The sequence below is a fragment of the Aromatoleum diolicum genome, from assembly GCF_012910955.1.
GTDB lineage: Bacteria > Pseudomonadota > Gammaproteobacteria > Burkholderiales > Rhodocyclaceae > Aromatoleum > Aromatoleum diolicum.
In genome coordinates this window covers 92,817-105,153 of the sequence record NZ_WTVQ01000007.1, presented here as the reverse complement: position 1 = coordinate 105,153, position 12,337 = coordinate 92,817, and the positions used below count along the sequence as shown (strand labels likewise).

General features: G+C 68.3%; 11 protein-coding genes and 1 riboswitch. Of the genes, 8 read left to right on the top strand and 3 right to left on the bottom strand.

The features are described 5' to 3' along the window. Nucleotides 1-93: 93 nt before the first annotated feature. Nucleotides 94-1,569, bottom strand: a complete 1,476-nt coding sequence (locus GPA25_RS06165; RefSeq protein WP_169259490.1) for a cobyric acid synthase — start codon at nt 1,567-1,569, stop codon at nt 94-96. A gap of 56 nt (nt 1,570-1,625) precedes the next feature. Between GPA25_RS06165 and cbiB the strand changes: the two genes are divergently transcribed. Genes cbiB through GPA25_RS06145 form a run of 4 tightly spaced genes read left to right on the top strand, consistent with a single transcriptional unit; the run spans nt 1,626 to nt 5,446 of the window. Continuing rightward, nucleotides 1,626-2,561, top strand: coding sequence for an adenosylcobinamide-phosphate synthase CbiB (gene cbiB, locus GPA25_RS06160; RefSeq protein ID WP_169259489.1), 936 nt, complete (start codon nt 1,626-1,628; stop codon nt 2,559-2,561). Then, complete coding sequence (cobD, locus tag GPA25_RS06155; protein WP_169259488.1) at nt 2,554-3,525, top strand: threonine-phosphate decarboxylase CobD; 972 nt, start codon at nt 2,554-2,556, stop codon at nt 3,523-3,525. The genes cbiB and cobD overlap by 8 nt, the downstream gene beginning before the upstream one ends. Before the next feature lie 11 nt (nt 3,526-3,536). After that, on the top strand, nt 3,537-4,475 hold the full coding sequence (mnmL, locus tag GPA25_RS06150; protein WP_169259487.1) for a tRNA modification radical SAM protein MnmL/YtqA: 939 nt from the start codon (nt 3,537-3,539) through the stop codon (nt 4,473-4,475). 38 nt (nt 4,476-4,513) lie between these two features. After that, a complete protein-coding gene (locus GPA25_RS06145; protein ID WP_169259486.1) occupies nt 4,514-5,446 on the top strand; it encodes a cobalamin-binding protein in 933 nt (310 codons plus the stop codon). A gap of 10 nt (nt 5,447-5,456) precedes the next feature. On the opposite strand, the gene GPA25_RS06140 is transcribed toward GPA25_RS06145, so the two are convergent. Further along, nucleotides 5,457-6,590, bottom strand: coding sequence for a M48 family metallopeptidase (locus GPA25_RS06140; protein WP_169259485.1), 1,134 nt, complete (start codon nt 6,588-6,590; stop codon nt 5,457-5,459). Nucleotides 6,591-6,933: 343 nt separating this feature from the next. On the opposite strand from GPA25_RS06140, the gene GPA25_RS06135 reads away from it, so the two are divergent. Continuing rightward, nucleotides 6,934-8,472: a DEAD/DEAH box helicase gene (locus tag GPA25_RS06135; protein ID WP_169259484.1), complete on the top strand. Its 1,539-nt coding sequence runs from the start codon at nt 6,934-6,936 to the stop codon at nt 8,470-8,472. 23 nt (nt 8,473-8,495) lie between these two features. On the opposite strand, the gene rquA is transcribed toward GPA25_RS06135, so the two are convergent. After that, nucleotides 8,496-9,227 (bottom strand): rhodoquinone biosynthesis methyltransferase RquA, encoded by a 732-nt coding sequence (gene rquA / locus GPA25_RS06130; protein ID WP_169259483.1) that lies wholly within the window; start codon nt 9,225-9,227, stop codon nt 8,496-8,498. Between the two features lie 174 nt (nt 9,228-9,401). After that, nucleotides 9,402-9,623: riboswitch (cobalamin riboswitch) on the top strand. A 268-nt stretch (nt 9,624-9,891) separates the two neighbouring features. Between rquA and cobM the strand changes: the two genes are divergently transcribed. From cobM to GPA25_RS06115, 3 genes are read left to right on the top strand one after another with little or no spacing between them, the layout of a single operon-like run. Next, nucleotides 9,892-10,686: a precorrin-4 C(11)-methyltransferase gene (gene cobM, locus GPA25_RS06125; RefSeq protein ID WP_169259482.1), complete on the top strand. Its 795-nt coding sequence runs from the start codon at nt 9,892-9,894 to the stop codon at nt 10,684-10,686. Continuing rightward, nucleotides 10,683-11,648: a sirohydrochlorin chelatase gene (locus tag GPA25_RS06120; protein WP_169259481.1), complete on the top strand. Its 966-nt coding sequence runs from the start codon at nt 10,683-10,685 to the stop codon at nt 11,646-11,648. The genes cobM and GPA25_RS06120 overlap by 4 nt, the downstream gene beginning before the upstream one ends. A gap of 3 nt (nt 11,649-11,651) precedes the next feature. Further along, nucleotides 11,652-12,329 (top strand): precorrin-8X methylmutase, encoded by a 678-nt coding sequence (locus tag GPA25_RS06115; protein ID WP_169259480.1) that lies wholly within the window; start codon nt 11,652-11,654, stop codon nt 12,327-12,329. Nucleotides 12,330-12,337: the final 8 nt, after the last annotated feature.

The window sequence follows — 12,337 nt, the reverse complement described above, 5'->3', positions numbered from 1 at the left end:
GCCGGACGACGCCGAGGGCATTTGCGAGAATATTCATAGCGCCCGGATTCTGGCGCCGGGCGGGTTAAGAAATAGTAAAGATTGGACCTGCGTTCAGCCGCCCGCCGCGCCCCAGGCGGCCGGGAACAGCGTTGAGAGATCGAGGTGACGCTCGATCACATCGGCGAGCCGGTCGAGATCGGCCTCGCGCCGCGCAGCGAGATCGACCGTCGCGAGGTCGCCGGCGCCCGCCCAGGCAAGCAGGGAAGGCAAGGCTGCGGGCGCGTCGAAGAGGCCGTGCAGATACGTGCCGAGAATCTGGCCATCGACCGACAACGCGCCGTCGGCACGCCCGTCGGCGAAACGCAACGCCGGGCAATCGAGCGCCGGACCGCGGCTCACGCCCATGTGGATCTCGTAGCCGGACACCTCCGCGCCGCCCGGCAGCAAAAGCGTGCCGCGGGCATTTTCCAGGCACTTTTCCGCTTCGAGCACGGTATCCATGTCGAGCAGGCCGAGGCCCGCGACTGTCGTTGCGCCCCCTTCGAGCCCGAGCGGGTCGGACAGCGTCGCGCCGAGCATCTGGAAACCGCCGCAGATGCCGACCACTTTGCCGCCGTAGCGCAGATGACGCCGGATCGCCGCGTCCCAGCCCTGCGCGCGCAGCCATGCCAGATCGGCTTGCACGCTCTTTGAGCCGGGCAACACGATCAGGTCCGCGGGCGGCATCGCCTGACCCGGCCCAACCCAGCGGAAGTCCACCTGCGGATGCAGGCGCAGCGCGTCGAGGTCGGTGTGGTTCGAGATGCGCGGATACACCGGCGCCACCACGCGCAGGCGCGTCTCGCCCTTCTCGGCGCGCGCGTCGGCCAGCGCATCCTCGGCGTCGAGAAAAAGTCCGTGCAGATAGGGCAACACCCCCAGCACCGGCCGCCCGGTGCGCGCTTCCAGCCAGTCCAGTCCGGATTGCAGCAGGCCGATGTCGCCACGGAAGCGGTTGATGACGAAACCTTTGACGCGCGCCTGCTCGGATGGCGACAGCAGCTCCAGCGTGCCCACCAGATGCGCGAACACGCCACCACGGTCGATGTCGGCCACCAGGATCACCGGCACGTCGGCCGCTTCGGCAAACCCCATGTTGGCGATATCGCGGTCGCGCAGGTTGATCTCGGCCGGGCTGCCCGCGCCTTCGACCAGCACGCACTCATAGGCCGTGGTGAGCCGGTCCCACGACGCCATCACCGCAGCCATCGCGGTCGGCTTGTAGGCGTGGTAGTCACGCGCCGACAGGTTCGCCGCAACCTTGCCGTGGATGATCACCTGCGCACCGATGTCGGTCGAGGGTTTCAGCAGAACCGGGTTGAAGTCAGTATGCGGCGCAAGCCCCGCCGCCAGCGCCTGCAGCGCCTGGGCGCGGCCGATCTCGCCGCCGTCGACGGTCACCGCCGAATTGAGCGCCATGTTCTGCGGCTTGAACGGCGCCACGCGCACGCCGCGCCGCGCCAGCAGCCGCGCCAGCCCGGCGACCAGCGTGCTTTTCCCGGCGTCCGAGGTCGTTCCCTGCACCATCAGGGCGATTGCTTGTGGCATGGCGTAAAATCCCGGCTCTTTCAAAGCGGCGGATTATCGCCGAAAGCACCGCGCCGATGATTTCCCTGTTCGTCAAACTCGCCGCCGGCATCGCGCTCGACCGCCTTCTCGGCGAACCGCGGCGCTGGCACCCGCTGATCGGCTTCGGCCGCTGGGCGGGCTGGCTCGAAGCGCACCTGCGCCCGCTGCTGCCGAATCGCGTCGGCGGCCTGCTCGCGTGGGCGCTGGCGATCGGGCCGTGGCTCGGACTGGCGCTGGTGCTACGCGAAAGCCATCCGCTGGCGCACTGGGTCATCGATATCGGCCTGCTGTATCTCGCGCTCGGCGCGCGCAGCCTTGCGCAGCACGCCGAGGCCATTGCCGCGCCGCTTGCCGCCGGCGACCTCGACACCGCACGCGTGCGCGTCGGCTGGATCGTCAGCCGCGACACGCGCGCCCTCGATGCGGCAGGAGTCGCCAAGGCCGGCACCGAATCCGTGCTCGAAAACGGCAACGACGCGGTATTCGGCGCGCTGTTCTGGTTCTGCGTCGCCGGTGGCGCGGGCGCGCTGATGTTCCGCCTCGCCAACACGCTGGACGCGATGTGGGGCTATCGCACGGAACGCTTCATCCGCTTCGGCTGGGCCGCGGCACGCCTCGACGACGTGCTCAACTGGGCTCCCGCACGCCTCACCGCGCTGACCTACGCCCTCATCGGCCGCAGTCGCGACGCCCTGCGCTGCTGGCGCAGCCAGGCTCCGGCGTGGGACAGCCCCAACGCCGGCCCGGTGATGGCCGCCGGCGCCGGCGCGCTCGGTGTGCAACTGGGCGGCGCGGCGATCTACCACGGCCGCGAGGAACAACGCCCGCCGCTCGGCTGCGGCAAGGCACCGGACGCCGCCAGCATCCGTGCTGCGGTGCGCCTGATGCAGCACGGCATGCTGCTGTGGCTGGGGACCATCGCCATCGCGGCGCTATCCGTTCCCCTCTCAGGACTGCTCGGCCATGCTTGAGCACGGCGGCCGCCTGCGCCGCGCCGCGCTGCAATACGGCATCCCGCTGTCCGACTGGCTGGACCTGTCGACCGGCATCAATCCGCACGCCTGGCCGGTGCCGCCGGTCCCGCCCGAAGCCTGGCAGCGCCTGCCGGAAGAACACGACGGACTCGAAGCGGCCGCCGCACAGTATTACGGCACGGACGAGCTGCTGCCGGTCGCCGGCTCGCAAGCGGCAATCCAGGCGCTGCCGGGGCTGATTCCCGGCGAGCGCGTCACGGTGCTCGCGCCGACCTACGCCGAACACGCGCACGCATGGCGCGATCGCCGCGTGCGCGCATGCAGCGCCGACACCATCGACGCTGCCGTCGCCAACACCGACGTACTCTTGCTCGTCCAGCCAAACAACCCCTCGGGCGTGCAGTTTCCGCACGCGCAACTGCTCGACTGGCACGCCCGCCTCGTCGCCCGCGGCGGCTGGCTGATCGTCGACGAAGCCTTCATCGACGCCGCTCCGACCGAAAGCCTGGCCAGCGCGGCGGGACGCCCGAATCTGGTCGTTCTGCGCTCGCTCGGGAAGTTCTTCGGGCTGGCCGGTGCGCGCGTCGGTTGCGTGCTTGCGCCAGCCGGGCTGCGCCAGCGCCTTGCCGAGCAGCTCGGGCCGTGGACGATCAGCGGGCCGGCGCGCCATGTTGCGCGTCATGCATTCGCCGACACGACGTGGCAGACGACGATGCGGGAGCGTCTCGCACACGAAGGCGTCCGCCTTGCCGACCTCCTGCGCAGCAACGGCCTCGGCGCCCCCTCGGGACCGGCGCTGTTTCAGTGGCTGCGTCATCGCGACGCCGCGACGCTGCACGACCGGCTCGCCCGTCAGGGCATCCTCGTACGCCGCTTCGACGAACCGGCCAGCCTGCGCTTCGGCTTGCCGCCGGACGAAGCCGGATGGACGCGCCTCGCGCGCGCCCTCGCCAATCTCTGAGCCCGGACCCCATGCAACTCGATCATTACGTCAATACCATCGGGCGTCACCTGCGCGGCCGTTTTGGCGAGCGCGTGCACAAGCTGCCGCTGCACGCGAACTTCACCTGCCCGAACCGCGACGGCACGCTCGGGCGCGGCGGCTGCACGTTCTGCAATGTGCGGTCCTTCAACCGGGATGAAGCTGCGCCGCTCGCGCATCAGCTCGACGAAGGGCGCACGAAGATGCATCGCGCGCGACGCTACCTCGCCTATTTCCAGGCCTACACCAGCACTTATGCCGAAGTCGCGACACTGCAGCGGCTCTACGAGGAGGCGCTCGCGGGCGCAGACATCGTCGGCCTGTGTGTCGGCACCCGACCGGACTGCGTGCCCGACGCGGTGCTCGACCTGCTCGCCGGCTATCGCGCACGCGGTTACGAAGTGTGGCTGGAGCTCGGTCTGCAAAGCGCCTTCGACGACACCCTCGCACGCATCAACCGCGGCCATGGCTTCGCCGCCTATGCCGACGCGGTGGCCCGCGCGCATGCCCGTGGCGTTCCGGTGTGCACCCATCTGATCGTCGGCCTGCCGAGCGAGACGCCCGAGCACAGCCTCGACACGCTCGACCGCGTGCTCGAACTCGGCGTTGCGGGCCTCAAGCTGCACCCGCTGATGATCGTCAAGGGCAGCCGCCTCGCTGCCGCGTGGCGCCGCGGCGAGGTCGCCCCGCCCGACGCCGGCCACTATGCCGACGTCGCGACCGAGATGATTCGCCGCACCCCCGCACCAGTCGTTTATCATCGCGTTTCGGCCACCGCGAATGCACCGACACTGCTGGCCCCGCCCTGGTGCGCGGGCCGCTTCGAAGGCATCCATGCGATTGCGCGCCGGCTGGCCGCCACGGGCGGTCAGGGTAGCCTCACCACTCGGCCGCTACCGCCTACTCCCGCTTCGAGCAACCCGACCTGAGGCAGGCCCTGCCGGTCGTTTTAAACTGACAAAGCTCCATGCCGCATCGACCGTCGCCCCAGCACGCCCCCCGATTCCGCCGCGGGGTCCCACTTGCTACCGTTCTAGCAAGCACCCTGCTCGCGTTTTCGGCGCACGCCGAACTCACGGTGCGGGACGATACCGGCCAACCCGTGAAGCTGGCGCAACCCGCGCAGCGCATCGTCAGCCTTGCGCCGCACATCACCGAACTGCTGTTCGCCGCCGGCGCCGGGGAGCGGGTTGTCGGCGCGGTCGCATACAGCGACTTCCCCGAAACCGCGCGCAAACTGCCGCGAGTCGGGGGTTACAGCAACGTCGACATGGAAGCCATCGCCGGACTCAAGCCGGACTTGGTGATCGCGTGGAAAAGCGGCAACCGCGATGCGCACCTGGACAAGCTCGCCGCCCTCGGCATTCCGGTTTACATGAACGAGCCACGCAGCCTTGATGACGTTGCCCGCAGCCTCGAGGCATTCGGCGTGCTGGCAGGAAACGAGCCGCCTGCGCGCGCCGCGGCCGCGAGTTTCCGCGCCCGCAAGGAGGAACTGGGGAAGCGTTACGGCGAGCGTCCGCGGGTCCGGATGTTCTACCAGATCTGGGACAAGCCACTGATGACCGTCAATGACGAGCATCTGATTTCGGACGTGATCCGCCTGTGCGGCGGCGACAACGTGTTCGGCAAGCTGAAACAACTCGCGCCGAGCCTGGGCGTCGAGGGAGTGCTTGCGGCCAACCCGGAAGTCATCGTCGCCAGCGGCATGGGCGAGGCGCGCCCGGAATGGCTGGAGAGCTGGAAGCGCTGGCCGAAGCTCGCGGCCAACGCCAGTGGAAACCTGTATTTCGTGCCGCCCGAGTTGATCCAGCGTCACACGCCACGGATTCTCGAGGGCGCGGCGATCCTGTGCGAACAGCTCGAGACTGCCCGCCGCAAACGCAGCCCGGAGGCCTGACGCAGCTCCACTACGCCTGACGGGCGTGCTCGTAGCGGCGACGCCAGTCGCGACGCGAGTCCTCCCACCAGGCGCGATCGAAGATCCACGCGAGGGTCGGCAGCAGTGGCGTCAGATGGGTCGTCGCCAGCGACGTGGAGTCGCCGCGCGGCACTGCGGGCATTACGCCGAGCACGCGCAGACGTTCGGCGAGTGTCGGATGAAAGTCGGCCTCCGACGCAGCGCCGCCGAACATGCCACGGATATCCACCGTGCCGGGCATCGGCCGACGGAAGCCGGCCATCACCCCCAGCCCCATTTCCCGGAACGGACGGATCGACGGTTGCGGCGTGAAGCGGCTCTGTTCCATCACCTTGCGCCAGTAATCCTCGCTCAGGAAACGCTCCTTGAGCGCGACCTCGACGAGCGCTTCGCCCACCCGGCGGGCGCCGACGATCTGGGCCGCCATGGCATCGGCTTCGAACTCTTCCAGGCGCGACAGGCGCATCGCGTCGTGCAGGTCGCGCGCCGACCAGCGCTCCAGCACACGTCCCAGGCGCGGCATGTCCTCGATGCAACGGTCGAGCACCCGGAACCACCACGCCCGCAGATGCCCCCACCAGGCATGCAGCCCCTGACGCTGCAGGGCCAGGTGAGCGAATTCATGCGCAAGAATGGCGCTGAACTGCCTGCGCGAAACACTGTGCGCGAGCGGCAGGCCGATCATCAGATGCGTCTCCATCGGCCCCATCCATCCCCAGCGCGGACGCTGCAGAATGGCGGCGTTCATGTCGCCGACGACCCACACCGCGTCGATCGCGATACCGCCGAAACGGCTCCCCATGCGGTCCACCAGGCGATGCAGCGACTCGGCGGCCTCACGCGGCAGGCGGACACCGTCGGGTCGCGCCGTCGGCGCAAACAGCCAGCCGACGCAGAGCGCGCCGACCGCGACCGTCACCATGAACACGGCGACGGACACGATGGCGTGCAGCACCTCGCCGGCGACCAGCGCGCCCCAGGTCTTGCCGACGAGCCAGGCTGCGGTCAGCCCGATACAGCCCACCGCCAGGCTGAGCACGGACAGCCCTCCCACCGCTCGCAGCCCCAGGCGGCGCGCAAGGCGCGAACGCGTGCGCGACAGGCGTAATCGAAATGTTGCCATGGGCCAGGCTCCGCAATAAAAACCATGGAAAGGACATGGACTATACCCAACATCGGGTAAACAGAACATTGCACCTTGGTAATAGATAGACACAAATCGGCCCGCGGGTCACCCGCGGCACTGCGCCGATACCACCATCAGTGTGACGGACATCCCGCGTGGCGGCGTGAAAAAAAAGATTCTCGCTGCACCGCGGCAAAAGCCCGTACAATCCGCGCACCCTGCGAGCCCAGCCAATCGGCCGCAGTCTTCTCACAACGACCCTTTTCCGGTCGCACTTCCCCGCCCGCCTCGATTGGTGTCACTCAGCTAGAGCGACAGGCCGTCGCTGGAGCTTTTCTTGATGACATCCGAAGTAAACTTTGCCGGTCTTGGACTGGCTGAACCGCTGCTGCGCGCCATTTCCGAATCCGGCTATACGACGCCCACGCCGATCCAGGCACAGGCGATCCCGCTGGTGCTGGCCGGGGGCGACCTGCTTGCCGCGGCCCAGACCGGAACCGGCAAGACAGCCGGCTTCACGCTGCCGGTGCTGCACATCCTTTCCGCCAAGCCCGCCGCCAATCCGAAGGCCGGGCGCCCGCGCTGCCTGATTCTCACCCCGACGCGCGAACTCGCGGCGCAGGTCGAGGAATCGGTGCAGACCTACGGCAAGCACCTGCCGCTGACGTCGATGGTGATGTTCGGCGGCGTCGGCATCAATCCGCAGTTCCAGGCACTGAAAAAGCGCGTCGACATCCTCGTCGCGACACCGGGACGCCTGCTCGACCACGTCGGCCAGAAAACGCTCGACCTGTCGGGCGTGGAGATCCTGATCCTCGACGAAGCCGACCGCATGCTCGACATGGGGTTCATCCGCGACATCCGCAAGGTGCTCGCGCTGCTGCCGAAGCAGCGTCAGAACCTGCTGTTTTCCGCGACCTTCTCGGACGAGATCCGCGAACTGGCCAACGGCCTGCTGCACAACCCCGGTTGTGTTGAAGTCGCACGGCGCAATACCGCGTCGGAACTGGTGCAGCAGTCGATCTATTTCGTCCCGCAGAAACAGAAGCGCGATCTGCTTGCACACCTGGTCAAGACCCACGACTGGCATCAGGTGCTGGTGTTCACCCGCACCAAGCATGGCGCCAACAAGCTCGCCGAATATCTTGGCAAGCAGGGCATCCCGTCCGCCGCGATCCACGGCAACAAGAGCCAGTCGGCACGCACGCGCGCGCTGGCGGAATTCAAGGACGGTTCGCTGCCGGTGCTGGTCGCGACCGACATCGCGGCACGCGGACTGGACATCGACCAGTTGCCGCAAGTAGTGAACTTCGAACTGCCGAACGTGCCCGAAGATTACGTGCACCGCATCGGCCGCACCGGTCGTGCCGGCTCCAGCGGCGCTGCGATCTCGTTCGTCGATGGGGAAGAAAAGTCGTATCTGACGTCGATCGAGCGATTGATCAAGCGCAGCATCGAGCGCGCGCCGCTACCGGAATTCGTGACGCACGCTCCCGATCCCGGCGAGGCCGATCGGCCGCCGCGGCAACCGCGCGCGCAGCAGGGCCGCCGCAACGACGGCAATGCGCCGCGCAAGGCACACGCGGAGCGCCCCGCACCGCGCGCGCCGGGTCACGCCGCCACCGGCCACCCGCCTGCACGGCCGCGCAACCCTGACACCGCAGGCAACCGCGCACCGCGCGGCGAAGCCAACGGTAACCGTGCCGCACGTACCGGCGACGCTAACGGCAATCGCGCGCCGCGCAATCCCGAGGTCAATGGCAATCGCGCGCCGCGCGCGAACGACGGAAACCGCACTGCGGCACGCCCTGATGCGGGCCACCGTTCGGCGCCGCGGGCCGCGCTGTTCAGCGCAAAGTCCGGCAACCGCAACGACTGAACGTGTCGCGGCGGCGGGCTGAATCAGCCGCGCCGCAAGCCGACGAGCTTTTGATAGAGACCACCGAAACAGGTGGTCTTTTTCCATGTGAAACCGTCCGCACGTGCCGACAGCGACACGATGTCGGTAGCGAGCAGCGACGGCGCATACGGCTCGAGCCAGCGGAATACCTGCGCCATGATCGGACGCAGCGGATGCCATGCGTGGGTGCGGTGATAGTCGACGAAGACGATCTTGCCGCCGGGCTGCACTGCGGCCAGCAGGTTGTCGACGATGCAGGCGCGCTCGACCGGCGGCACTTCGTGCAGCAGGAAGAAACAGCACACGGCCTCGTAGGCCTCGGCGGCCACGCACCCCGGCGCCGCCAGATCGCCCTGGCGCACCTGCGCCTGCGGCAAGCCGACGAGTTTGCGGCGCGCGTTGGCGACCTGAATCGGCGCCACGTCCACCACCTCGAGCACCCCGTCGCCCCCGACCCGTTCCGCGAGCATGCGCGAGAACGGCCCGTACACGCACGCGGCCTGCAGCAGGCGCTGTCCGGGGGAGAATTCCGTGACGGCGGCGCGCATCAGGCGCCCGGCATTGCCCCACAGAATCGCCGACACGACCAGCGAGCGGTCGAGCCACGGCAGGGTATGACGGTTGAGGTAGGCCCAGTGATAGGTCCGCGACAGATAAACGGGGACGGCGCTCACGCGGGGTACCGGCGGCGGCATGGAAATGTCGGCAGGCGATGTCTTCATGGACGCCAGCATAACCGGAGATTCTGCGACTTGGAACGCCTTCCGCATATCCACAAGAAATGTCCGTTACAGCAGCAAAACGCCGCCGGCAATCGCATCGGCGATTATGTGGCGATTGGCAGCGATTGGCGATCATGGCGACTGACGTAAGGGCAACTTGCGCGGCCCTGCCCTGATCGCCTATCCTCGCGCTGTTTTCGATCCGGGTTCCCCGCCATGCGACCGCGTGACGGGGTGAAACGGGAAGTCCGGTGACGTCCGGGGACGCGATCCCCCGACCAGTCCGGCGCAGCCCCCGCTGCTGTAAGCCTGACGGATTCGCCATACGCCACTGAGCCTTGTGCTCGGGAAGGCGGCGACATCCGGGAGAAGGCAAGCCAGAAGACCGGCCCGATCGAATTGGTAGGTGTGTGCCCCGGGGTGAGGGCTTGCCGACTGGTTTTCGATCGCGTCTGCGACGGGCTTCGACCGCCCGCGCGCAGCCACTCTTCGACCAGCCTCAAGAATCGACCGGACTGTGCCCGATTTTCGCGGCCTCGGTCCGTCGTCTCCGTCTCCCGGTGCGCGTTTGTCACGAACTCGCGGGGAGTCGTCATGCAATTCGATCAAACCGGGACGGGCCGGCGGCCTGTCGTCAATCATCGGTCGGCGCAATGCGCGCCGGGCGCCTGAACCGATGGCGACGGGCACCATCTGGTTCGTCGGCGCCGGTCCGGGCGACCCGGACCTGATCACCGTCAAGGGCCGTCGTCTGCTCGAGCAGGCGGGCGCGATCCTGTTCGCGGGTTCGCTCGTCGACCAGGCCGCCACCCTCTATGCGCCGCAAAGCTGCGCGATCCGCGATTCGAAGGACATGACGCTCGAGCAGATGGGCGCATGGCTGATCGACGCGGCAGCGCGCAGCGAGACGGTCGTGCGCCTGCAGACCGGCGATCCGGGACTGTACGGCGCGCTCGTGGAGATGACACGCCTGCTCGACGCAGCCAACGTGCCGTGGAAAGTGGTGCCGGGCGTCTCATCGGCGCTGGCCGCGGCCGCGGCCGCGGGCGAGACGCTGACGCTGCCGGAAGTGACGCAGACCGTGATCCTGACGCGCGTGGCGGGGCGCACGCCGATGCCGCGCGGCGAGGAGCTCGATGCGTTGGCGGCGCACCACACGACGCTGTGCATCTTCCTGTCGATCACCCTGCTGCACGAGGTGCAGGACGCGCTGCGCCGCGCCGGCTGGGCGGAGGACGCGCCGATGCTGGTCGTGCACAAGGCGAGCTGGCCGGACGAGGAGAAGGTCGTCCGCGGCACCCTCGCCGACATCAAGAAGAAGTGCCAGGCGGAAAAGATCGCCTCGCAGGCGATGATCATCGCGAGCCCCGCGCTCGGCGCGCGCGACTGGCCCGAGATCGCCCGTTCCAAACTCTACGACCCGGCCTTCAGCCACCGCTTCCGCCGGGCATCTACGGAAACCACATCATGAACGACACGACGATCCTGCTGGTGGGCCACGGTTCGCGCAATCGCGCGGGCAACGACGAGATCGAACGTTTCGCCGCGCAATGGCGCGAGCGCCATCCCGACTGGCGCATCGAGGCCTGCTTCATCGAATACGCGGACGTGCTGCTGGACGCGGGCCTGGACCGCGCCGCGCACGGCGCGCGCCGTGTGATCGTGATCCCCTTCATCCTCAATGCCGCGGGCCACGTGAAGATGGAGTTGCCGGCTGCGATCTCGCATGCGCGCGACCGCCACCGCGGCGTGGCCTTCGAGTGCACGCGCCACCTGGGCATGGGGCGCGAGATCTTCGACGTACTGACGGGACAGCTCGACCGCCTGATGCGCGAGCTGCACATGCCGGACCCGTGCACGACCGGCGTGATCCTGCTGGGGCGCGGCTCGTCGGACGCCGGTGCGAATGGCGAACTGGCGAAGATGGCGCGCTGGATCTTCGAGGACAGCGACCATGAACTGGTGGATCTCGCCTTCACCGGCGTGACCTGGCCGCGCCTCGAGACCGCGGTGCAGCGTCAGGTGCGCCTCGGCATGACGCAGATCGCGGTGGTGCCGGTGTATCTCTTCACCGGTGTCCTGATCGAGCGCATCAAGGGGCAGCTGGAGCGCCTGCGCGCGCAGTATCCGCAGATCGCCTTCGCGCTCGGCACGCATTTCGGCTTCGATGCCGGGATCTTCGACCTGGTCGAGGCACGCGTCGCCGCTGCCGCGGAAGGTTCTGCCGCAGGCGCGGCGAGCCTGCTCGAATGCGACGGCTGCAAGTACCGCCTCGCCGCCGAAGCCGAGCACCTGCACGACCACAGCCACACGCAGATCCATCCCGAGCATGGCCACGATCACGGTCATGTGCATCACCACCACGAGCACGGCCACGCCTGTGCCCACGACCGTGCACCGCACGCCGGCTGCACTCACCACGCCCACGCCTGAACCATGAACACGAACGTCGTCACCGAACAGCTCACCGCCGCCGGGCGCGCGATCGAGCACGATTCCTTCGCGATCATCGACGCGGAGGTCGGCCGCCATGACTACCGCCCCGAACAGTGGCCGGTCGTGCGCCGCATGATCCATGCGAACGCGGATTTCGAATTCAACGGCCTGACCGATTTCCACCCCGGCGCGGTCGCCGCGGGGCTCGACGCGATCCTCGCGGGCAGCACGCACGTCGTCGCCGACGTCGAGATGATCTGCGTCGGCCTGTCGGCGTCGCGCCTCGCGCACTTCGGCATGCGGACACACCAGTTCATCTCCGACGCCGACGTGATCGAGCAGGCGAAGGCCGAGGGCACCACGCGCGCCGTGCAGGCGATGAGGAAGGCGCACCGTCAGGGCCTGCTGGATGGCGCGATCGTCGGCATCGGCAACGCGCCGACGGCGCTGATCGAAATCGTGCGCCTGATCCGCGAGGAAGGCGCGCGGCCCGCGCTGGTGATCGGCATGCCGGTCGGCTTCGTGTCGGCGGCCGAGTCGAAGGAGCTGATGACCGAAGTCGATGAGGTGCCGTGGATCGTGATCCGCGGGCGCAAGGGAGGCTCGACGCTGGTCGTCGCGGCGATCCATGCGCTGCTGGGCCTCGCCGAAGAGCGCCAGCGCGCACAGCAGGCGTAAAGATCGCC